Below are 20,035 nucleotides of genomic sequence, written 5' to 3'. Positions count from 1 at the left end.
ACCAACAGATCCACGAGTCTCCCCCACACCGCACCACGAGATCCGAGAAGGACCATGCGACGCCACAGCGCCCAGCTCACCCACCACCCCGCCGTCCTGCCCTGGCTCGGCGCCAACTTCTGGTCCCGCACCGGCGGGCCCCTGATGTGGCGCGACTACGACCCGAAGACGGTCCGCGCGGAACTGCGGGTGCTGCACGAGCACGGCCTGACCATGACCCGGTCGTTCTTCTACTGGCCGGACTTCCATCCGCAGCCCCACCGCGTCGACGAGACGCTGTGCGAACGCTTCCGTGACTTCCTCGACGCCCACAGCGAGACGGGCATGGGGACGGTACCCACCTTCATCGTCGGACACATGTCGGGCGAGAACTGGGACCCGGCCTGGCGCGGTGGCCGCGATCTGTACGAGGACGTGTGGATGGTCGGCCGCCAGGCGTGGTTCGTGTCCCAGATGACCCGCCGCTTCAAGGACCACCCGGCGGTCACGGGCTGGCTCATCACCAACGAGATGCCGGGATACGGCCGCATCTACCAGGTGGATCCGCCCTCCTCCGATGTGGTGACGGCCTGGGCGCAGGCCATGTGCAACGCCGTGCGGGCGGCCGGCGGCACCCAGCCCGTCTCCCTCGGCGACGGCGCCTGGGGCATCGAGGTCACCGGCCGCGACAACGGCTTCTCGCTGCGCGAGACCGCCGAGTACGTCGACTTCGTCGGCCCGCATGTGTACCGCTCCGACACCGACCGGCCCCGTCAGCACCTGCGCGCCGCCTTCGAGTGCGAGCTGGCCTCGGTCACCGGACACCCCGTCGTACTGGAGGAGTTCGGCCTCTCCACGGACACCGTGTCCGCCGAGAACGCGGCGGTCTACTACCGGCAGACCCTGCACAACTCCCTGCTCGGCGGAGCGACCGGCTGGATCGCCTGGAACAACACCGACTACGACGATCTGTGGGACCGCTCGCCGTATGACCACCACCCCTTCGAGATGCACTTCGGTATCACCGACAGCACCGGGGCCCCCAAGGCTCCGCTGCTCGAACTCGCCAAGTTCGCCGAGCTGTTGGAGACCGTGGACTTCACGCGGTGCCGACGCCCCGACGCGGACGCGGCGCTGGTCGTGCCCGCCTTCCTGGAGCGCGGCTACCCGTACAGCAGGCCCGCCGACCGGCCGCTGATCTTCACCTCCCTGCACCAGAGCTACGTCGCCACCCGCGCCGCGGACCTGCCGGTGGGCTTCACCCGCGAGGCCGACGGGCTGCCCGGCGACGCGGCCCTGTACCTGCTGCCGGCCACCCGCCAGCTCACCACGCGCACCCGGCGTGAGCTCGAACGCCGCGCCCACGCGGGCGCCACCGTCTACCTCTCGTTCTGCTCCGGCGAGCACCCCGGCACCCGCGGCCCGTGGTTCGACGACCTGGACGGGCTGTTCGGCGTCGAACTACAGCTCTCCTACGGTGTGGCCGAGCCCATCGAGGACGATGTCCTGGAGATGACGTTCACCGACGACTTCGGCGGGCTGACGGCAGGGGACACCTTGCGTTTCCCCGTCGCGGGCAACGAGGACAGCCGGGCGTATCTGCCGGTCCTCCCCCGTGACGCGCGTGTCGTCGCCGTCGACGCACACGGCCGGCCCGCCCTCCTGGTGCGCGACACCGGGCGTGGCCGCACCGTCCTGGCCACCTATCCCCTGGAGCACATGGCCGCCCGCACCGCCCGCGTCAACCCCGAGGACACCCACCGCCTGTACGCGGCGCTCGCCGACATCGCCGGGGTCCGGCGCCCGGTGACGGTCGACAGCCCCCACATCGGAGCGGACCTCGTCGTCCACCAGGACGGGCGCCGCTTCGTATGGCTGGTCAGCCAGAGCCCCGAGGAGCTTGACGTCCGCCCCGTCGCCGACGGCACACTGCACGACCTCGAGTCGGGCGCACCGGCCGCGGACGTGACGCTCGACCCGTACGGGGTGCGCGTCCTGGAGCTGAAGTGACCGATCACCTCTACCGCGACCCGTCCGCGTCCGTCGCGGACCGGGTCCGCGACCTGCTGGCGCGCATGACGCTCACCGAGAAGGTGGGCCAGGTCAACCAGCGCATGTACGGATGGCACGCCTACGAACGCACGGCGGACGGCCACCGGCTCACCGACGCCTTCCGCGCCGAGGTCGCCGCGTACGACGGCATGGGAGCCCTGTACGGGCTACAGCGGGCCGACCCCTGGTCCGGCGTCGGCTTCGCCGACGGCATCACGGCGGCGGACGGGGCCCGGGTCGCCGACGTGGTGCAGCGGTACGTCATGGAGAACACCCGGCTGGGGATACCGGTGCTCCTCGTCGAGGAGGTTCCGCACGGCCACCAGGCTCTGGACGGCACCGTGATGCCGGTCAACCTCGCCGTCGGCGCCACCTGGGACCCCGAGCTGTACGAGGCCGCGGCGGCCGGTGCCGCAGCGGAACTGCGGGCCCGTGGCGGCCACGTGGCGCTCGTCTCGGCCCTCGACCTGGTGCGCGACCCGCGCTGGGGCCGTGCGGAGGAGTGTTTCGGCGAGGACCCGTATCTGGCGGCCCGGCTCACCGAGGCGCTGGTGCGGGGCATGCGCGGTGCCGGAGTCGCCGTCGTGCTCAAACATTTCGCCGGCCAAGGGGCCACCGTCGGCGGACGCAACAGCGCGGCCACCGAGCTGAGCGCCCGCGAGCTGCACGAGATCCATCTGGCTGCGGCCCGGGCCGGCGTACGAGCCGGCGCCGCCGGGGTGATGGCGGCCTACAACGAATTCGACGGCCTGCCCTGTGTGGCCAACCGGACGCTGTTGACCGAACTCCTGCGGGACCAATGGGGGTTCGACGGGATCGTCATGGCGGACGGCGGCGCCGTCGACCGTCTGGTCCGGCTCACGGGAGACCCGGTGGCCGCGGGTGCCCTGGCCCTGAACGCCGGATGCGATCTCAGTCTCTGGGACGCCTGCTATCCGAAGCTGGCCGAGGCGGTGGCGCAGGGGCTCGTCGCAGAGCAGACCCTCGATGCCGCCGTGGCCCGGGTCCTGACCCTCAAGTTCCGTCTGGGCCTCTTCGACCAGCCCTCCTCGCGTGCCGAAGCGCCTGGGGAACAGCGCGCCGATCCGAGCGAGCTGAGTGAACGCGTGGCCCGCGCGTCGATCACGCTGCTGGCCAACGACGGAGGGGTCCTGCCGATCGCATCGGCGCCCCGCCGGATCGCCGTCCTCGGCCCGAACGCCGACTCGATCGCCCAGCAGATCGGCGACTACACCGCGCCGCAGCGGCCCGGCTCCCATCACGTCACAGTCCTGGACGGCATCCGGTCGGCCGCCCCGCCGGACACCGAGGTCGACTACGCGCCGGGGTGCGATCTGGTGGGCGGCGACCTCTCCGGTGTCGCGGAGGCGGCCGCGCTGGCGGCAGCGGCGGACATCGCGGTACTCGTCCTGGGCGGGTCCAGCGCCCGGTCGGGCGACACCGTCTTCGACTCCAACGGCGCGGCCGTCGTCACCTCCGCCGACCCCGTGGGCATGACGTGCGGGGAAGGCGTCGATCTGGCCGATCTCCGGCTTCCCGACGGGCAGTTGGCGCTCCTGGACGCGGTGGCGGCCACGGGCGTGCCGGTGGTCGTGGTGCTCGTGCAGGGCCGTCCGCACGCTCTGCCCGACCTTCCCGGCACCGCCACGGCCGTGCTGAGCGCCTGGTACCCGGGCCCGTGGGGCGGACGGGCCGTCGCCGACGTGCTGTTCGGCGCGGCCGAACCCGAGGGGCGGCTACCGGTGTCCGTACCGAGGTCGGCCGCGCAGCTGCCGGTGTTCTACAACGCGAAGGATCACGGGTACCGCGGCTATGTGGACCAGCCCGCCACTGCCCGCTACGCCTTCGGCCACGGCCTGTCCTACACCACGGTCGCCTACGCGCCACCGCGGCTGTCGCGCGCCGGCGTGACCCCGGCCGATCCCACCCTCACCTGCCGGGTCACCGTGCGCAACACCGGAGAGCGACCGGTACGCGAGACGGTCCAGCTCTATGTACGGCGGCTGTCGGGAGGGTCCTCGTGGCCCCGCACACGCGAACTGCGCGGATTCGCGCGCCTCGACCTGCGGCCCGGGGACGAGGCCGACGCCGTGTTCGAGATCGACGCCGACACTCTCGGCTCCGTCACCCGGGATCTCGGCCTTGCCGTCGAAACCGGAGAACTCCTCCTGGAGACCGGGCCCTCTTCCGCCCGGACACGGGGGGCGAGGCTGGTGATCGCGCGCCCAAGCTGATCACGACTGCTCGGCCGGGAGCGCGCCGGCGACTGCCGCTCAGTGGAACTCGTGAACCAACTGGATCTTGCCGACGATGTGGGCGTTGAACTCGTCAAGCTCTTCGGCCGGTACCCACAGTTCAAGGATCGTCTCTCCCCCTGCCTGCTGGACCGGATACCTGCGCAAGAAGCCGGACTCAACCTCGAACCGGGTGACGAAGCCGGCGCCATCGTGCTTGACGTTCCAGTCCCGCGCGATCTTGACGGCGTAGTCCTCGTTGAGGACGGGATAGAAGATCGGCTGCTCGGCAAGCCGCGGCGGCCAGGCACGCCAGTGCAGCTTCCGCACCAGTTCCAGCTCCTTGGGGCCGGTGGGACGCCACAGGGTTGTCGTCGCTGGCTGGCTCGTCACGGGGTTCACTCTCTGGACATGGCAACCGCCGGCGCGGCTGGTGGGGAGCCTAACAGTAGCGACAGCCGGGTATGCCGGCCACGGGCTGTTGCGGCGCGGTCCCTCGACGCGGTACCGACCGCCCCCCAGAGTTCCGATGTAGGGGATGTCCCAGGTGGGGCCGGGCCGGCGGCTTCGACGACGTCAGTCACACCGCGACTGTGCGCAGCCCGGTCCACGGAATCACAGAGTCCCCCTGGCCCGGAAAATCCCTGCGCCACACCGAGCCCGCCGCCTACCATGCCATCTCATGACCTGGCGACATTGATCCCGCAGCCGTGCCTCCCGAGGGCCGCCTCGGACGCCCTGCTCCCGGCGTCCGAATTGTTGTCCCTGCGGGAAGGCCTCATGACACCCTCTCTTGCACGCGTGCCCGCCACCGGGATCCGGCGGCTGACGGCGACGCTGTACTGCTACGCGTTCCTCAACGACCTCATCCTGCTCTACCCGGTGTACGCGCTGCTCTTCAGCGACACCGGTCTGTCGCTGTGGCAGATCTCCTCTCTCTTCGCCCTCTGGTCGGTCACCGGCGTGCTCGTGGAAGTGCCGTCCGGCGCTTGGGCCGACACCGTTTCCCGTCGCCTGCTGCTGTGGCTCGGACCGCTGCTCACCGCTGTCGGCTTCGCGCTGTGGGTGCTCGCCCCGTCGTACGGGGCCTTCGCGCTCGGCTTCGCACTCTGGGGCACTGGCGGGGCGCTCGGCTCCGGAGCGTTGGAGGCGCTCGTGTACGACGAGTTGGGCCGGCTCGACGCGGCCGATCGGTACGCCCACGTCATGGGCCGGGTCCGCGCGGCCGGTCTGGTGGCCGTGATGGCGGCGATGGCGCTCGCCGGACCTGTCTTCGCCCTGGGTGGCTATCCGGCCGTCGGTGGGGCCAGTGTGCTGGCCTGCCTGCTGGCGGCAGCGACCGCCACCCGGCTGCCAGAACACCGGACTCCGGCCGCCCGAAGTGACAGTTGGGCCACGACGCTGCGGGCGGGCCTCGCCGAGGCTCGCGGCAACCGCTCCGTGCGCGGAGCCCTGCTGCTCGTCCCGGCGGTGGGTGCCGTGTGGGGCGCGCTCGACGAGTACACCCCGCTCCTGGTACGGGAAACCGGCGTCGCCGGCGCGACCATTCCCTGTCTGCTCCTGCTGATCTGGGCCGGGGCCACAGCCGGCGGCCTGATGGCCGGGGCATGCGCGCGCCTGGGCCGGGCCGGACTCGCCGCGCTCCTCGCGGGCGCCGCGCTCGCCCTGGCGACCGGCGCCGCGCTTCGGACTCCAGCCGGCCTCGTGCTCGTGGCCCTCGCCTTCGGTGGCTTCCAGCTGACAACCGTGCTGGCCGACGCCCGCCTCCAGGCGCGCGTCGACGACAGACACCGTGCGACCCTGACCTCGGTCGCCGGCCTCGGCACGGACCTGGCCACGTTGTCGGTGTACGGCGCGTACGCGGCGGTCAGCTCGGCCACCGCGCACGACACCGCCTTCGTTTGGGCCGCGCTGCCGTATCTGGTCACGGCGCTGGTGCTGGCGGCCGGCAGAGCCCCGGGCTGAGGACTGGGGACGTCGAATCCCCTCTCAGCAGCCCGGGGCCTCGCTCGGGCGACGGCCCTCAGCTAGTAGATGCAGAACACGTCATCGAAACGGAACTCCTTCTTCTCGAGGCCGATCACCTTCACCTCCCCGTGCAACCCGAAGCAGTAATTCTCACCATAGAACCCGAATTCCAGATCAGCATGGAACAGAAATGTCCCAGGCTTGATATGGACGACCTGCTTCTCCTTCGAGAAGTCGACGAACTTCTGGGAGTAGCACTCCTCACCGAACACCAGAATCTTGAAAGTTACGCTGGCCTTCCAGTCGTCACCGCCCGTGAACTCGGCCGAGAGCTTGAAGGCCAGCACACCCGGGATGAGCGGGATTTCATACTCTTTCTTCAGGAGCTCCAGCGGGACGACAAAGGGCTCGGAGGACTCGTCTACGGACTCCAGAGCCTCCTTTACCTCACCGACAGGACGCCCGATCGTCGCGGCGAGGCAGTCCCAGTCCGCCTCAGAGATGCCTTCGATCTCGCTGGAAATCATTCGAGTACCCTCTCCTTCAGTTGTGCCGCCGGATAGCGGCGGCCGGCAGAGCAACACCCGCTACAGCACCAGCGCTGTGCGGCGGCGCGTTGTCCCTAGCACCATGTTTCTAGTCAGCCTCTGCGCCGCCCCCCTCGCACACTCTCGGGTCAGCGATACCTCTTCCGGTATCGGTGAAGTAGTTTCTCAACTCCCTTGGGCGTGGTGCTCAGACGTCCGGCGATTTCACGTTGGGAGTATCCGACCGCGGTGAACGCGAGTACGGCGCGGGTCCGGATCGGGGCTCGCCCGAGGATCCGTAACGACTCAATGTGAAGTTCCGCTGAACGTTCCGGACCTGGGGAATCGTCAGGAACGTCAAAATACTCCTCGCGCGCGGACACAGGCGTTGGCAGGCGCCCGTCACGATGCTCCCTGAGCCATCGACGGTATTCGTTGGGGAAACACATCAGACACTGCCCGACGAAGTAGGTCTTAAGAGACGACCCGCCCCCCGGACGCCACCCGCCGCCCCGCTCCATTCGCTCCAGAAACGACTTCAGGGCAACCGCGACCGTCAACCCGGACAGCTCCGCGGCGGCGTCCGGATCCTTGGACAGCTCGCCGGCGACATTCAGGCGAATCCTGGTCAGTCGCTCAATTTTGGAGAAGATGACACCGTTGGAAATCCATACACACAGAACGGAGTACGCGTATCGCGCCAGTGGATCTTTGAGGGACTCCCAGTCATCCCGAACATCCTGCTGACACTCAATTCTGGCGATCCGGCAATCAAGATCCGCCTGGAGGTTGCCGTCAGCCGTCATCTCTTGTCCTGATACACATAGTCGCGGTCCGGGCGTCGTGGCGGAGGCTGGTGACGTGGGCGAGGAGCGCGCACACGGACTCCGTGCGGGTAGCGGTCCCCGCGTGGTTGGCGGTGGCGTACAGGGCCACGGTCGTGGTGGTGTCCTCGTTCGCCCATGCGGCCAGGAACCGGGCGGCGAACGAGTCGTGTGCGTCCGCGTCGCGCCTGATGGCGCGGCGGATGTGTCCGGGTTGCCACACCCGGCCATGGGCCGGTGCGGACGGGCCGCCGGGGTACAGGGTGAGCAGCTGGGCGCGGCCGACCTCGGCGAACCCGCAGCACGCCACGTACATGTCGGCCGCGTCACCGCTGTCGGTGATCTCGGTGACGGCCGCGGCGGCCGGTTCCCAGTCCCGCGCGAACGCGTGCCGGAGGGCGGACTCGGTCAGCCGGGCAAGGCGGTCAAGCTCCATGGATCGGTTGGGGCCTCTCGTTCTCGTGTCATTCGGTGGTCTCCGTGATCGGACGAGGCATCAGCTCTCCCCCGTCTGCTCCGGCGTGGACACGTCCAGGCACGTCCGCGGACACCAGTCGGGACACCAGTCCGTGCAGGTCGGAACCCTGAGCGTGACGGTGTCCGGATCGCTGTACGCGCCCGGCCGGGCAGTGTTCCGCTCGGTCGTCCTGGCGCGGGCCCGCCGGCGTGCCGACCGCCTCAGGCGGCAGAGGACCGCCGCGCAGCATGCGGTGATGACGATGGGCGCCCACACATGCGCGGATGCGATGGCGGCGTCGATCGGCTCCGCGATGGCGATCAGTAACTCAAGCAGGAGCACCGGTCGCACCCCCTTCACGACGCCGTCGCCCCGAGATCCGGCACTCGGCCGGGGCACGACGCTCAGCCATACGACTCCGCCCCCGTCCAGCTCTCGGGGAGCGGCGGGGCGATACGGATCGAGGTCAGCACGACGTCGTCGGCCTCCTGCGTGCGGCAGTTCGCGATGGCCTCCAGGTGCTTGCCCGGAAGCTCCTCCGCCGTGCATCCGGTGGCATGGGCGAGCTGGTCCAGGAGCACGGTCACCCCGGCGGTGGGGTTCCAGCCGACGACGACCACGCGGGCCGTGCACGTGTCGACGTCGACCGCCTGAACCTCGACCGGTGTCGCGAACCGCGGCTCGCCCCGGGCCGTGAGGTAGGCGTGGCCGAGGTCGGTGATCGACGGCGCGCCGTTGTCGACCGCGACGTACCGGAGAGCCCGTAGCGGCGTGATCAGTCCGGCCGGGTCGCTCACCGTGCCCGTGCCGTCGGCGAGCCCCCGCAGGATTCCCTCCGCGGTGTCCGGGAGCGGCACTTCGAGCGCGTGCCGGGTCACTCGGATGCGCGCCATCCGCCACGCGTGCGTGCCGCGGGTGGTCTCCGCCGAGCAGGGGCATCCGGCAACCGTGGCCGCGAACTCGGTCCGCGTGTTGCCGATGCACTCCAGCGTGCTGTTGCGCCCCTTCTGACACAACGGCGCCGTACAGCAGGAGCAGTTCGGGCACTCGGGCTGGAGAGGGCGGAGGTACTCCGGGCCGATCGGCTTCACTGTCTGATCAGTCATGGGTTCCTGCTGTCCTGGTCGAGCACGTCCAGCGCCGGCTTGGGCCGGAGGCGTGCCTCGTGTGCGGGGTGGTCCGGCCCTCGGCGGGCAGCAATCGGTGGCGGCCGGGACGTGGGGCAGACGGACGGCGGGCGCGGGTACCGGCGTTCTTCTCCGGCCCTCGGCCCATGAGGAAGCAGAACGGCCCGAACACCACACCGAACAGGACGATCGAGATGGCCAGGCAGGCGAGCAGGTCGCTCGTGGTGGTCGTGTGGCTCATTCGTCGGCCTCGCCGCCGTACTCGGAGGCGACCGTAACGGCGGTGACGGTGAACCCGGTGTACGACACCTTGTCCGCGGCGACGAACAGGCGCTCCACCGCCTCGTTGTCGGGGTCCGGGTACCAGTCGAGTTGCTGGTGGCACGGCTCACGGCGCGCGTAGGCCTCGCAGTGGGCGCGGGCGGCCTCCCGGTTCGTGTACAGGTCGAGGGCGAAGCGACGGTGTCCGGCTTCGGCCTGGTAGACGGTCAGTTCGGGAGGGGCCTCGGCGGCCGCCGCGTGGCCCTCACGTTTGTCTTTCAAGGGGGTGCCTCTTCTCCCGGTGTCGCAGTGGCTTTGGTGATTCGGGGCTGTCGGACGTGGCATGGTCGGGGCGGCCCCGCTCGCCGTCGCGAGACGGCGGCGTGTGACGTGCGTTTCGGCGCGGGCTTGACGGCTGCCGGCGGCGTGATGGTGGCCGGCTCGTCCTCGAGCACACCCGCGAACGTTTTTGGGCATGACGCCGTGCAGGAAAGGCCGCTGAGCGGCAGAAGTTCTGGCGAGGCGCGCGACCTGAGCTTCAGGACGCCTTCCGCTTGGGCATCCCGGTCGGTGCCTCCGCCTTGTCGGTCGACGTCGGCACACCGGGGCGCTTCGACTGGAGTACGACCAGCGGACAGTTCAGAACGGCGGCCATCCGGCGCAGGGTCGCGGGGGTCGCGTTGCGGCGGCCGGCCTCGATGTCGCACATCAGCGACTGGCTGATGCCGCAGCGCTCGGCGAGTTCCTTCTGGGACAGTCCGGCCTGTTCCCGGGCGTACGTCACCGCCTCGGGCGCGTGATGGAAGGGGGCACCTCTGCGGCGCCGCTGGGGACGATCGCTCATGACCTGAAGGCTAGCGCGCAGTAGCGCGCATAGCAACTACTGCGCGCGCAGCACGCGCTAGTCGAGCAGGTACGCGCTAGGACGCCCGATGAGCGCCACATCCTCGGCCGAGGTGGCGCAGTAGCGCGTAGTCGTGCGAACCTGCAAGCATGAATCGAGACACGCGGCCAGAGCCGCCCCTCGAAGCCGTGCTCATCAGAAAGGCCCTCAAGCGAAACCGGATCTCCGGCCGCGAGGCAGCCAGGCGGGCCGGGATCAGCGACGCCCGGTGGCGGCAGATCGTCGGCGGTTACCAGACCGTCAGCGGCTCCCATATCCCCGTAAGGGCGCCGGACGAGACACTCGCCCGCATGGCACATGTCGCCGGGGTCACCGCCGGCGAACTCAGAGAGGCCGACCGCGAGGCTGCTGCCGAGGCGCTGGAGGAGCTCGCCGCACCGGCGGCAGCGGCAGACTCAACAGACGCCTACGCGAGCGATCCGCACCTCGCGGCGATCACCGCGCTCCTGGAGAGCCTCTCCCCCGAGGCGCGAAACGAAGTCCTTCGCAGGGTTGGCCACCTGACACCCGCGCAGGTGGAGAAGGAGCGGGGCGAGCAGCGCCGACACATCAGCTGACCCCACGTCACAAACACATCACGTATTCGCCCAGGGCTCCCATGGCCTGAGAGCGTCAAACCGTACCCCCACACCATCAGAAATCAACAAGGGGCAATACGTGGTTGACGTTCTACTGGCTGGGATCCTCGGCGCGGCGGTCCTGGCCATCACCCTCCTCCACAAGAAACAACAGAGGCAGGCGAAGCAGCTCGACCAGCTCCACGCCGAGGTCACCGCTCAAAAGATCGCCGCGCTCCAGCAACTCACGCCCACGGCCCTCGTGGCACCGGAAGCGGCACCGGACGCGCCGCCGGAGCCCGCCCATCGAAAGCGGCACTTAGCGCTGTACATCGGTGGCGGTGTCGCTGCCGTTCTCGCCTCGCTCGGCGAGCGGATCCGTTCCCTCACACTGCGCCGCCCTCGCGGTGTTACCACCGCGGCCACCGCGATCACCCTCGCCGCGGCCTCAACTGCCGCCGCCTTCTACGTCACCTCCGGCAGTGGCCACAACACACCTGTTCCGGGCGGCAGTTCGACACCGTCCGCAACCGCACCGGAGCACCCCAACTCGGAAGCGACGAGCACGGCTCTCGCTGCCTCCCCGTCGGCCTCGCCATCAGTCCCTCCGACTGCCTCCCCCAGGACGGCCGACACACCGGGCACGAGCCCTGCATCGCAGCGGCCCCAGCGGTCATTCACCTCCGGCCGGCCCCTGACGCCGACACCGACCGAGACCACCCCGGGCGCGTCGACAACACATGCCCCGACACCCACGGCGCAGCCGAGCACCAGGCCACCGGCGCCGAGCGCCCCCACACCGAGCACACCGACGGTTCAGCCGAGCACCACACCACCGGGATCGAGCGACCCCACGCCCACGCCGACCGCTACGTCGACTCCGAGTCCGGATAACCCTGACGACTGCCTCTGCGTCTGGTTTCCCTGGCTCCCGCAGTGCACCGGCTGACAAGCCATCCCGTTCGGGAAGTCTGCCCCAACGCCACCCGGCCGTGCTGACTCATTGTCATCACGACCGGGTGGCACAGCCGCCGACCGCGCAGAACTCGCGCAATCGGCGCGCTTGGCTGCTCAGCCGATGCCGATGTCCGTTACGCGGTCATCACGACCAGGTCGAGGGCGCCCCAGGCCCAGGGTCACTGCGCAGGACTCACGTCGATCACGTAGCTGACCTCGTAGTCCCAGTCACTCCACGCGAGCAGCCCTGTCTCTTCGACGATGTTCGGCTTCCTGTCCGAGAACTTCCACTTGAACGGCCCGCTGCGCCCGTCCGGATAGGCGGCCACATTCACCCTCTTCTGGACCGTCCCAAGGACGTCGTCCTTGTCGATGCTCGCCAGAACCGAGATCAGCGCCGGCGGCGTGGCGGCAAGGATCGCTCCGGCAACCGCCCCCACGGCGGGGGTGGCCAGGGAACCGACGGCGGTTCCGATGGCTCCGGTAAGGGCAGAGACCAACGCCACGTACTTGGCGTTGAAATCATTCTCGCTGAAGTCCTGATCACGGAATTCGAGGCCCAGCTCGACGAAGTCGTCGACATACACGTTGTCGTCGAAGATCACATACTCGTCACCGGAGAGAATCTTCTGCTGCCCACTATTGATGTCGATCGCCTTGGTCAGAATCGCCTTGTGCTTGGCCCCGGACCGAGGGCCGGTCCCCGCGCCACCCGCGACGTAGAGCTCATCGGCGCCGGTAATGTCTTCGGTGTCAACGCAGTACACGGACTTCAGCGCGATGGTGACGCGCTTCTGGTTGTCGTTCGAATCTGCCATGGGATTCTCTCCTCTTCGGGGAATCGTTCTGAAGCATGTGCCCATGGTCGGCATCCCTTGGGCGCAGCCTGCAACCCATACCTAGTCGGTGGCGCGGCATTTCCCCCTCGCTCACATGCCGCGGGGGATACATGACGCCGGCCGTCATGTAGGTGCACCATGCTTGAGGCATGAAGTCGGACCGGTTGCTCTCCATCCTGCTGTTGCTACAGACACACGGGCAGGTGTCCGCCGGCGAGCTGGCATCGCGCCTGGAGGTGTCGGTGCGCACGATCTACCGGGACGTCGAGGCGCTGTCGGCCGCAGGGGTGCCGGTGTACGCGGAGCGCGGGCGCAACGGCGGTATCGCGTTGCTGCCGGGGTACCGGACCGATGTCACCGGCCTGACCGCCGACGAGGCCCGCGCGTTGTTCGTGTTGGTCACGGAGCAGGCGCATGCGGATCTGGGGTTGGGGCCGGCGATCGGTTCGGCGCTGCGCAAGGTGATGGCGGCGCTCCCGGCGCCGTTTCGCGGGGACGCCGATCTGGCGAGCAGGCGGATCATGATCGATCCGGTGCGCTGGCGCAGCAGCCCGCGGCCGTCGACGGTCGATCTCGGAGTGCTCCAGGCCGCGGTGTTCAACGACCGGCGGCTACGGTTGCGCTACCGGCACGGCCGTGACGCTCAGGTGCGGTCGTACACGCTGGATCCGTACGGGCTGGTGAGCAAGGCCGGGGCCTGGTACCTGGTGGCGGACCACCGGGGGCAGCCGATGATGTTCCGTTCGGATCGAATGCTGTCGGCGTCGCTGGTCGACGAGCCGGTGAGCCGCCGTGACGGGGTGGAGCTGGCGGATATGTGGGAGGTGCTCCGGCAGCGCGTCGACCGGATCCCGGCGCCGGTGCGGGTGATCGTGCGGGTGCAGCGGTCGGTGCTGGCCCGCTTCCTGCGTTATCACGAAGCCGACCTGGTGGGTCCTGCGTCCGCCTTGACCGAGGCGGAGGCGGAGGCGGAGGCGGGCAGCGAGGGGGAACCGGTGGAGCTGGAGCTGCGGTTTCCCGCGCTTCGGGCGGCTGAACAGCTGTTGGTGTTCGGCCCGGCGGTCGAGGTGATGGAGCCTGCGGAGCTGCGCGAGGCCCTGGTCCGGCGGGCGCAGGAGACCATCGCTCTGTACGCCGAGGGCCGCGGCGTCTGACACACCCGGCACGGGCCCCTGGGGCAGCCCCGGGGCGCGCGGGTGATTCCTTGATCTGGCGCACGATCGGCGCCAAATTTCCATAAATACATGACGTTCGCTGTCAAGTATCGCGGCCCAGGATGGGACACGAACCTGCCGGAACACCGACCAGGCGATCCGGCTCTCCCTCCGATATGCGACCCACGTGCACCGGTACCACGCGTCGCGCGGCGGGGACGAAACACCTTGAAAGGAACACTTCCCATGACTGCCACCAGCGGCTCCGCCCAGAAGATCGCCGACCAGTTCGTCCGTGCCTGGCTCGGCCGCGACGTAGAGAAGGCACTGGGCTTCCTCGCCGACGACGTCGTGTGCGAGGCCCCGAACGGCCGCTTCGAGGGCGTGGCCCGCTATCGCGAGTTCCTGGAGCCGTTCGCGACCGCGCTCACCAGCGGCACGGTGATCAACGTGCTGGCCGACGACACCCACGCGGCGACCGTCTACACCACCGACACGCCCTTCGCGAAGGACTTCCGCGGCATCGACTACATCACCGTCGAGAACGACAAGATCACCCACGTGATCAGCGTCTTCGACCTGCTCCCGGCGGTCCAGGCCGGAGCCAAACCCCAGCACTGACCAGGAAGGAAAGCGGGTCTGCCGTCCGTCCGCGCGACGGCGGCGGGCCCGTCCCGACCCCGCCCCTCCGCCAAAGAAGCCTCCCACGTCATGACTTCTCCGTGGCCGGCGCAGGCGAGGTCGTCGCGCCGGCCGACAGCAACTTCTCCGCCAGCACATGACAGCGCCTCCGGAGCTCCGGAGGGTCGAGCACCTCGAAGTCGTGCCCCAGCAGGAGCACATGCATGAGCACGAAGTCGAGGCTGGCGGCGCCACTGAGCACCTCGCAGAGCTCGCTCCCCCGCCGTCGTACGACGGCCGCGGACGCCGGGATCTGCGCGCGCACCGTGTCGGCCGACGCGTGCACGAGGAAGCGCGCCTGGTGCGGATAGACCCGACTCGCCACACTCTCCTGCACATACGTCGCCGCGTCGGGCGCCTCGCGCGGGCGGAAGCTCCAGGACCGTGCGGACACATCGGTCATCCGGTCGACGCGGAAGTTGCGCCAGTCGTCGCGGTCGAGGTCGTAGGCGAGGAGATACCAGCGCCGGTCGGAGGCGACCAGACGGTAGGGCTCGACCCGCCGCCGCCGTACCTCACTCCCGGACGGGTAGTCGAAACCGGCCTCGACCTCGTCGCGGCTGGCTCTGGCCAGCGTCATGAGCACCTCCGGGTCGACCGGCGTGCGGCCTCCGCCGAAGAATTCCACCGAGCCGGAGAGCGCGCCCACCTTGTGCCGCAGCCGGGTGGGCAGCACCTGGTCGAGCTTGGCCAGCGCCCGGAGTGCGGCGTCGCCGGCGCCTGCGACCGCGCCACCCGCTCCGGCGAGCAGCGAGACCGCGGTGGCGATCGCCTCCTCGTCGTCGAGCAACAGCGGCGGCAGGTCGTGCCCCGGGCCGAGCTGATAGCCACCGCCGACGCCCTGGCTGGCATGCACCGGATAACCGAGCGTCCGCAGTCGCTCGACATCACGCCGCACCGTGCGCGGTGTGACCCCGAGCCGGTCGGCGAGCTCGTTGCCGGTCCAGACCCGGCGCTGCTGCAACAGCCCGAGCAGGGTGAGCACCCGCTCCGTCGTGCCCCGCTCATCACCGCTTGCCACGTCCATGCCGCCCACTCTGCCAGACGATAGCGGACCGATTCTGTCCGCTAGGAGTGTCAGGGTGGCTTCATCGATACAGACGCACGATCGCCCGGCGACTCGGTCACGTCGTCCGTGGAGTACGTCTGCCACGCGACCTCTGCCTGCCCACGAAATCCACTACGAACGGAGCAACCCGATGAGCCGACACATCCAGGTCGCCTTCGACGCCCATGACCCGCGGGCGCTGTCGTCCTTCTGGCGCGACGTACTGGGCTATGTCCACCCCGGGCCGCCCGGAGTCGACCTGCCCGACGGGGCCGACCCGCTGGCCGCGTGGGACGACTTCCTCGCGCGGATCGGCGTACCGGAGGAGCAGCGCAACACGAAGTCGGCCGTCGAGGACCCTGACGGGCGCGGCCCACGGCTGTTCTTCCAGCAGGTGCCGGAGGGCAAGGTCGCCAAGAACCGTGTCCACCTCGACGTCCGTGCGGCTCCCGGGCTGCGGGGAGAGGAGCGGATGGCGGCGCTGGAGGCCGAGTGCGACCGGCTCGTCTCGCTGGGAGCCACGCGGGTACGCCGCGACGAGCCCGCTCCCCCGTTGAGCGCCGGCTTCATCGTGATGGCGGACCCCGAGGGCAACGAGTTCTGCCTGGACTGACGCAGCTGAGGTCGGCTCACCGGATGTCGTCGCCGCGGGGGCAGCAGCGGCACATTCTTATGTCACGAAGACAATGCCGCCCGCTCGGATTCGGCCAGCAATACGCAGAACTCGTTGCCTTCCGGGTCGGCGAGAACAACCCAGCCCCACCCGTCGGGCTTGCGGCGGTCGGCAACCAGAGAGGCGCCCAGCCTCAGCAGTCGCTGGACCTCTGCGTCCCGCGAGGTGTCGGGGCGCAGGCACAGATGGAGTCTGTTCTTGGCCGACTTGGGCTCCGGCACCTCGTTGAAGTGCAAGGCCGGGCCGCCGGGCAGCATGACCTCGGTCTCGTCGTCACCTGGTTCATCCTCGGGATCCATCGGGTGTCCGGTCACATCGGCCCAGAACCGCGCCAGTTGGTAGGCGTTCGCACAGTCGATCGCAATGTTCGTCACCGTTGATCCCATGCGCGCGATCATGCCCGAACGGCACCCCGCCCGCCACCGGCGCGGGCCGGTGGCGGCGGCCATCTCACCGTCGAGGGCAACCGTCTCGTGCTGTTGATCGGCTATGGATGGCGCTTCTACGACTTCGATTCGACCCGTCCGAGCGGGTTGGGGCCACCCGTCAGCGCGTCACACGCCGTCTGCCACGCGGAATCCCCGGGGTAGAGCTCGGTGCGGAGGTAGGCCCAGGTGAGCCGCTGGACCGCAGCCACTCGCTCGGGGTTCTCGTCCGTGGTCTCGGCGACGTCATATCCGGAGATCCCGCCGAGCCCGTGCTCTGCCTCGAACAGGGTCAGGAGGGACTTGCGGCCCGGGGAGAGGACGTACGGATCGGTGTGCCAGTCCGGGCCGCGAACTGTCAGATGGGCAGAAGCGTCCTGGTCGCCGGCGACCACGAGCGTGGGGGTCGTCATCTCGGAGAAATCCGTGGTCAGGAAGAACGAATAATTCTCGGCCGCGAACTCGCTGAGGGCATCGCCACCCCTGCCGGGCGCGGCAAGCAGTACACCCGCCTTGATCCGGGGCTCGGCCAGGTTCACTTCCGTTCCGTCGTGCGGATCGGTGAGCCGGGCGCCCAGCAGCAGGCTCGCGGTGTGCCCGCCCATCGAGTGCCCGGCCACGGCGACCTTGCTGTGGTCCAGGCGCCCGAGGAGCTGTGGAACGGCGGCCTCGATCGCGTCGAGCTGATCGAGGATGCGCTGCATGTCCTCGGCCCGTGATCGCCAGTGGAGAGGCGCCCCGGGGGTGCCGGGGTCCAGGCTCAGTGTCCTGGAGCTCAGATGGGTGGGCTGGATCACGACGAAGCCGTGCGCCGCCCAGAAGTTGGCGAGTGGGGCGTATCCGTTCAACGAGGAGAGGTTGTTCGAGTATCCCTGGCCGTGCGAGAGGAGGATGACCGGCAGGTCGCCCCCGGTCACGGGCGCTGAGACGCGCACCTCCAGGTCCACGGCCCGGCCGGGAGCCGACAGCACCACCGGACTGACCGAGAGGACGGGAGTGGGTGAGCTGAACATGTCCGCTGTGTAGGTCGATTCACTCATGATGCGTATTTCCCTTCAAGGGCCTCTGTCACCGCTCTCATTCGGCCGGCGGCATGGCAAGGCGGTCAGGAGCGTCCGGCTTCAGCCACAGCCAGAAGCGGAGCGCCGTTCCACTTAACATACGGAGCGCCGTTCCGCTTTGTCAACGGCCGCCGGAAGAGGGACCGCCGGCCTACGCGGATCGGCGCCGAAGGGTTATGGAGAGGACGAAGAGGACGAGCCCCGCTGTCGGAGCCAGCGCGAAGGCGGCGGAGGCGCCCAGGCTGTCGGCAGTGCGGCCCGCGAGGGTCGCCGCGAGCGCCGACCCGGCCGCGCTTGCGGAGTTGTTCCAGGTGAAGGCCTGGGTGAGGACGGCCGGGTGGACGGACTTCTCGGTGAGAACGTTCAGCAGGACGAGCGTCGGCGGCACTGCCGCCTCCGTGGCCACCACGGCCGCGCCGAGCCAGATCGGAGATGGCGCGAGAGGAAGCAGCAGCCCTGCGCCGGTCAGGTACGCGGTGGCGACGACGAGTTGGAGATGCGCCGGAGCACGATGGCGACCCAGCCCGTAGAGCCAGCCGGAGAGCAGCCCGCTGAGGCTGGAGACGGTGATGATCGGCGCGACCGCCTCGGGTGCGCCATGTCCGAGGGCGAAGGCGCTTACCGAGACGCCCATGGTGCCGAAGTAGAGCCCGATGGCCAGGTTGAGCATGGCGAGGAGGAGGAAGTCCGGTCGCACCAGCGCCTGTTCGGTGTGCATACCCTCGGTGTGCCCGCGGGTGGGCCGGGGCGCGGTGCGGCGCTGGGCGGCCAGGGCTCCTCCTCCGCTCAGGATCAGGGTCGCGGCGATGGCACTGGCCAGGGCCGCGTCGTCGGCCGCACCGAGCGCACTGACCAGGACGGGCCCGAGGAGGAAGGCGGTGGAGTTGGCCAGCGATTCCAGGGAGAAGACGGTGGGTAGTTCATCGGCCCGTCCCTCGCGCAGCAGGTGGGCCCAGCGGGCCGCGGAGAGAGCTCCGAGCTGAGGGATTGCCGCACCGGCGCAGGTGGCGGAGACGATCAGTGCGGCCGAGGAGGTGGCGGCCAGGACACCGACGATGGCGGCGCCGTGGGCGAAGAGGGAGAACGGCAGGACACGGGTCTGGCCGAACCGGTCGACCAGGCGGGCCAGATGGGGGCCGATCAGGGCCTCGGCGAGGGCAAACCCGGCGGTGGCAAGGCCGGCGGTGCTGTAGGAGCCGGTACGGGCATGTACCAGCCAGACCAGGCCGAGGCCGGTCATGGCGATGCCGACGCGCCCCACGGCGGCGGCGAGGAAGAATGCGGAGGCACCGGGGATGCGCAGCAGCGGACGGTAGCCGGATGCGGCGGACGACATAAGGAGTCCTTCGTCGCCGCCAGGCGGGGCGGGCCACCCCAGGTCGCCGGCGCCTGACACCCCGCCGGGGTGCGAAGAAGTCAATGGTGCGACCCGTAGCCCGCCAGGGGCGTCCAGGACTGCGGAAGGACGGGACACGCGCCCTCGCCGCCACCCCGTTCACCGGGCGGAGGAAAAAATGCCAGGCCCGGGCCAAGACGGGACCGAGCGACTGGGAGGACGGTAACAGGGCGGAACACGGTTCGCGCAAGGGCTTTGCGGACAGTTCCGGTGCGGTCACCCAAGATCGCAAGGGGAGGGTCATCATGCGCGACGGAAAGTGGCTGGAGTAGTCGCCGGGCGGACTCCGAACCTGCGCAGCAGCTCAGCCGGAACCCGAGGGCCGCCCGTCACATCGGGAGCGAGAACAGGCGCACTGCCCCTGAAGGCCAGGGCGCGTTGTCGCGCAGAGGCGTCACCATGGTTCGCAGTGGCATGGTCACCAAGCGGTTTGCGGGCTGTTCGACGAGTACGTCCTCGTCCAGCGCGTGCCATCCGAGGCGTTGGTACAGCGGCACGAGGGGAGGTCGGCAGAACAGGAGCGCGTGCTGAGGACCCATCGTGCGAGCGTGGTCGAGCGCCGCTGCGACCACGAGTCGAGCCAGCCCCTGGCCTTGCATGTCGGGTGCGACGGCCACTCCACCGACGCCCATCACCTCCGTCTCGGCGTCGCCGATCGCAACAGGCAGCCGCCGCAGACCGGCATGTGCAACAAGCCGGTCGCCGTGTCTGATGCCGAAGTGTTCTTCTTTGGGCAGCCAGGTCAAACCGGCCGCGGCAACGCCGAAAGGGTCATCGCCGTCGCCGAGGATCTCCTCCTGCTCCGTGTTCGTGTACCGAGAGAGCCGCACGACGGTCGGTGCTACGAAGGATTGGTTCTCAGACATCCCCACATCATGATCTCTCCACCGGGAAATGGCCAAGCGATCGCT

22 protein-coding genes are annotated in these 20,035 nt (G+C 69.4%); 7 read left to right on the top strand and 15 right to left on the bottom strand.

Annotated features, from left to right (window positions below):
- Nucleotides 1-54 precede the first annotated feature (54 nt).
- On the top strand, nucleotides 55-1,989 hold the full coding sequence (locus tag ACH4S9_RS31940) for a cellulase family glycosylhydrolase (protein WP_385338363.1): 1,935 nt from the start codon (nucleotides 55-57) through the stop codon (nucleotides 1,987-1,989).
- Nucleotides 1,986-4,265, top strand: coding sequence for a glycoside hydrolase family 3 N-terminal domain-containing protein (locus ACH4S9_RS31935; protein ID WP_398375012.1), 2,280 nt, complete (start codon nucleotides 1,986-1,988; stop codon nucleotides 4,263-4,265). The genes ACH4S9_RS31940 and ACH4S9_RS31935 overlap by 4 nt, the downstream gene beginning before the upstream one ends.
- A 39-nt stretch (nucleotides 4,266-4,304) precedes the next feature.
- Here ACH4S9_RS31935 and ACH4S9_RS31930 read toward each other — a convergent pair whose 3' ends face one another.
- Nucleotides 4,305-4,658: a hypothetical protein gene (locus tag ACH4S9_RS31930; protein WP_311724006.1), complete on the bottom strand. Its 354-nt coding sequence runs from the start codon at nucleotides 4,656-4,658 to the stop codon at nucleotides 4,305-4,307.
- A 387-nt stretch (nucleotides 4,659-5,045) separates the two neighbouring features.
- Here ACH4S9_RS31930 and ACH4S9_RS31925 point away from each other — a divergent pair, with 387 nt between their 5' ends.
- Nucleotides 5,046-6,230, top strand: a complete 1,185-nt coding sequence (locus ACH4S9_RS31925; protein WP_398375010.1) for an MFS transporter — start codon at nucleotides 5,046-5,048, stop codon at nucleotides 6,228-6,230.
- Nucleotides 6,231-6,292: 62 nt separating this feature from the next.
- On the opposite strand, the gene ACH4S9_RS31920 is transcribed toward ACH4S9_RS31925, so the two are convergent.
- From ACH4S9_RS31920 to ACH4S9_RS31885, 8 genes are all read right to left on the bottom strand, one after another.
- Nucleotides 6,293-6,760 carry a hypothetical protein gene (locus tag ACH4S9_RS31920; RefSeq protein WP_311724003.1) on the bottom strand — a complete coding sequence of 156 codons (468 nt, stop codon included), beginning with the start codon at nucleotides 6,758-6,760 and terminating at the stop codon, nucleotides 6,293-6,295.
- A 149-nt stretch (nucleotides 6,761-6,909) separates the two neighbouring features.
- Nucleotides 6,910-7,566, bottom strand: coding sequence for a hypothetical protein (locus tag ACH4S9_RS31915; RefSeq protein WP_311724002.1), 657 nt, complete (start codon nucleotides 7,564-7,566; stop codon nucleotides 6,910-6,912).
- Nucleotides 7,556-8,020: a hypothetical protein gene (locus ACH4S9_RS31910; protein ID WP_398375008.1), complete on the bottom strand. Its 465-nt coding sequence runs from the start codon at nucleotides 8,018-8,020 to the stop codon at nucleotides 7,556-7,558. Before ACH4S9_RS31910 ends, ACH4S9_RS31915 begins: the two co-directional genes overlap by 11 nt.
- Nucleotides 8,021-8,080: 60 nt before the next feature.
- A complete protein-coding gene (locus ACH4S9_RS31905) occupies nucleotides 8,081-8,383 on the bottom strand; it encodes a hypothetical protein (protein WP_311724000.1) in 303 nt (100 codons plus the stop codon).
- 62 nt (nucleotides 8,384-8,445) lie between these two features.
- A complete protein-coding gene (locus tag ACH4S9_RS31900; protein ID WP_311723998.1) occupies nucleotides 8,446-9,147 on the bottom strand; it encodes a hypothetical protein in 702 nt (233 codons plus the stop codon).
- Nucleotides 9,140-9,409 carry a hypothetical protein gene (locus ACH4S9_RS31895; protein WP_311723997.1) on the bottom strand — a complete coding sequence of 90 codons (270 nt, stop codon included), beginning with the start codon at nucleotides 9,407-9,409 and terminating at the stop codon, nucleotides 9,140-9,142. Before ACH4S9_RS31895 ends, ACH4S9_RS31900 begins: the two co-directional genes overlap by 8 nt.
- Complete coding sequence (locus ACH4S9_RS31890) at nucleotides 9,406-9,711, bottom strand: hypothetical protein (protein WP_385338379.1); 306 nt, start codon at nucleotides 9,709-9,711, stop codon at nucleotides 9,406-9,408. Before ACH4S9_RS31890 ends, ACH4S9_RS31895 begins: the two co-directional genes overlap by 4 nt.
- A 256-nt stretch (nucleotides 9,712-9,967) precedes the next feature.
- Nucleotides 9,968-10,273: a helix-turn-helix transcriptional regulator gene (locus ACH4S9_RS31885; protein WP_311723995.1), complete on the bottom strand. Its 306-nt coding sequence runs from the start codon at nucleotides 10,271-10,273 to the stop codon at nucleotides 9,968-9,970.
- Nucleotides 10,274-10,422: 149 nt separating this feature from the next.
- On the opposite strand from ACH4S9_RS31885, the gene ACH4S9_RS31880 reads away from it, so the two are divergent.
- Nucleotides 10,423-10,890 carry a helix-turn-helix domain-containing protein gene (locus ACH4S9_RS31880; RefSeq protein WP_398375005.1) on the top strand — a complete coding sequence of 156 codons (468 nt, stop codon included), beginning with the start codon at nucleotides 10,423-10,425 and terminating at the stop codon, nucleotides 10,888-10,890.
- A gap of 1,136 nt (nucleotides 10,891-12,026) precedes the next feature.
- On the opposite strand, the gene ACH4S9_RS31875 is transcribed toward ACH4S9_RS31880, so the two are convergent.
- Nucleotides 12,027-12,665 carry a hypothetical protein gene (locus tag ACH4S9_RS31875; RefSeq protein ID WP_311723993.1) on the bottom strand — a complete coding sequence of 213 codons (639 nt, stop codon included), beginning with the start codon at nucleotides 12,663-12,665 and terminating at the stop codon, nucleotides 12,027-12,029.
- Between the two features lie 170 nt (nucleotides 12,666-12,835).
- On the opposite strand from ACH4S9_RS31875, the gene ACH4S9_RS31870 reads away from it, so the two are divergent.
- Nucleotides 12,836-13,840 carry a helix-turn-helix transcriptional regulator gene (locus tag ACH4S9_RS31870; RefSeq protein WP_398375004.1) on the top strand — a complete coding sequence of 335 codons (1,005 nt, stop codon included), beginning with the start codon at nucleotides 12,836-12,838 and terminating at the stop codon, nucleotides 13,838-13,840.
- 246 nt (nucleotides 13,841-14,086) lie between these two features.
- Entirely contained in the window at nucleotides 14,087-14,461 is a 375-nt protein-coding gene (locus ACH4S9_RS31865) for a nuclear transport factor 2 family protein (protein WP_311723991.1), read from the top strand.
- Nucleotides 14,462-14,549: 88 nt separating this feature from the next.
- Here ACH4S9_RS31865 and ACH4S9_RS31860 read toward each other — a convergent pair whose 3' ends face one another.
- Entirely contained in the window at nucleotides 14,550-15,548 is a 999-nt protein-coding gene (locus tag ACH4S9_RS31860; RefSeq protein ID WP_398375002.1) for a helix-turn-helix transcriptional regulator, read from the bottom strand.
- A 172-nt stretch (nucleotides 15,549-15,720) separates the two neighbouring features.
- Between ACH4S9_RS31860 and ACH4S9_RS31855 the strand changes: the two genes are divergently transcribed.
- Nucleotides 15,721-16,182 (top strand): VOC family protein, encoded by a 462-nt coding sequence (locus tag ACH4S9_RS31855; protein ID WP_398375000.1) that lies wholly within the window; start codon nucleotides 15,721-15,723, stop codon nucleotides 16,180-16,182.
- Nucleotides 16,183-16,244: 62 nt separating this feature from the next.
- Here the strand turns inward: ACH4S9_RS31855 and ACH4S9_RS31850 are convergent, their stop codons facing one another.
- The 4 genes from ACH4S9_RS31850 to ACH4S9_RS31835 form a co-directional block, all read right to left on the bottom strand.
- A complete protein-coding gene (locus tag ACH4S9_RS31850) occupies nucleotides 16,245-16,628 on the bottom strand; it encodes a VOC family protein (protein ID WP_385338459.1) in 384 nt (127 codons plus the stop codon).
- A 116-nt stretch (nucleotides 16,629-16,744) separates the two neighbouring features.
- Nucleotides 16,745-17,707, bottom strand: a complete 963-nt coding sequence (locus ACH4S9_RS31845) for an alpha/beta hydrolase family protein (RefSeq protein WP_398374999.1) — start codon at nucleotides 17,705-17,707, stop codon at nucleotides 16,745-16,747.
- A 172-nt stretch (nucleotides 17,708-17,879) separates the two neighbouring features.
- On the bottom strand, nucleotides 17,880-19,064 hold the full coding sequence (locus ACH4S9_RS31840) for an MFS transporter (protein WP_398374997.1): 1,185 nt from the start codon (nucleotides 19,062-19,064) through the stop codon (nucleotides 17,880-17,882).
- A 389-nt stretch (nucleotides 19,065-19,453) separates the two neighbouring features.
- Nucleotides 19,454-19,990 (bottom strand): GNAT family N-acetyltransferase, encoded by a 537-nt coding sequence (locus ACH4S9_RS31835; RefSeq protein ID WP_361187296.1) that lies wholly within the window; start codon nucleotides 19,988-19,990, stop codon nucleotides 19,454-19,456.
- Between the last annotated feature and the right edge of the window lie 45 nt (nucleotides 19,991-20,035).

The organism is Streptomyces sp. NPDC021225 (assembly GCF_044332865.1).
Classification (GTDB): domain Bacteria; phylum Actinomycetota; class Actinomycetes; order Streptomycetales; family Streptomycetaceae; genus Streptomyces.
This window is presented reverse-complemented; position numbering and strand designations above follow the sequence as displayed.

Bases quoted from the DNA above. Each gene is read 5' to 3' on its own strand.
- ACH4S9_RS31880 (WP_398375005.1), top strand. From the start codon at position 10,423: ATGAATCGAGACACGCGGCCAGAGCCGCCCCTCGAAGCCGTGCTCATC.
- ACH4S9_RS31885 (WP_311723995.1), bottom strand. From the start codon at position 10,273: ATGAGCGATCGTCCCCAGCGGCGCCGCAGAGGTGCCCCCTTCCATCAC.
- ACH4S9_RS31855 (WP_398375000.1), top strand. From the start codon at position 15,721: ATGAGCCGACACATCCAGGTCGCCTTCGACGCCCATGACCCGCGGGCG.
- ACH4S9_RS31910 (WP_398375008.1), bottom strand. From the start codon at position 8,020: ATGGAGCTTGACCGCCTTGCCCGGCTGACCGAGTCCGCCCTCCGGCAC.
- ACH4S9_RS31925 (WP_398375010.1), top strand. From the start codon at position 5,046: ATGACACCCTCTCTTGCACGCGTGCCCGCCACCGGGATCCGGCGGCTG.
- ACH4S9_RS31870 (WP_398375004.1), top strand. From the start codon at position 12,836: ATGAAGTCGGACCGGTTGCTCTCCATCCTGCTGTTGCTACAGACACAC.
- ACH4S9_RS31865 (WP_311723991.1), top strand. From the start codon at position 14,087: ATGACTGCCACCAGCGGCTCCGCCCAGAAGATCGCCGACCAGTTCGTC.
- ACH4S9_RS31940 (WP_385338363.1), top strand. From the start codon at position 55: ATGCGACGCCACAGCGCCCAGCTCACCCACCACCCCGCCGTCCTGCCC.
- ACH4S9_RS31840 (WP_398374997.1), bottom strand. From the start codon at position 19,064: ATGTCGTCCGCCGCATCCGGCTACCGTCCGCTGCTGCGCATCCCCGGT.
- ACH4S9_RS31875 (WP_311723993.1), bottom strand. From the start codon at position 12,665: ATGGCAGATTCGAACGACAACCAGAAGCGCGTCACCATCGCGCTGAAG.
- ACH4S9_RS31915 (WP_311724002.1), bottom strand. From the start codon at position 7,566: ATGACGGCTGACGGCAACCTCCAGGCGGATCTTGATTGCCGGATCGCC.
- ACH4S9_RS31845 (WP_398374999.1), bottom strand. From the start codon at position 17,707: ATGAGTGAATCGACCTACACAGCGGACATGTTCAGCTCACCCACTCCC.
- ACH4S9_RS31860 (WP_398375002.1), bottom strand. From the start codon at position 15,548: ATGGACGTGGCAAGCGGTGATGAGCGGGGCACGACGGAGCGGGTGCTC.
- ACH4S9_RS31850 (WP_385338459.1), bottom strand. From the start codon at position 16,628: ATGGGATCAACGGTGACGAACATTGCGATCGACTGTGCGAACGCCTAC.
- ACH4S9_RS31835 (WP_361187296.1), bottom strand. From the start codon at position 19,990: ATGTCTGAGAACCAATCCTTCGTAGCACCGACCGTCGTGCGGCTCTCT.
- ACH4S9_RS31900 (WP_311723998.1), bottom strand. From the start codon at position 9,147: ATGACTGATCAGACAGTGAAGCCGATCGGCCCGGAGTACCTCCGCCCT.
- ACH4S9_RS31920 (WP_311724003.1), bottom strand. From the start codon at position 6,760: ATGATTTCCAGCGAGATCGAAGGCATCTCTGAGGCGGACTGGGACTGC.
- ACH4S9_RS31895 (WP_311723997.1), bottom strand. From the start codon at position 9,409: ATGAGCCACACGACCACCACGAGCGACCTGCTCGCCTGCCTGGCCATC.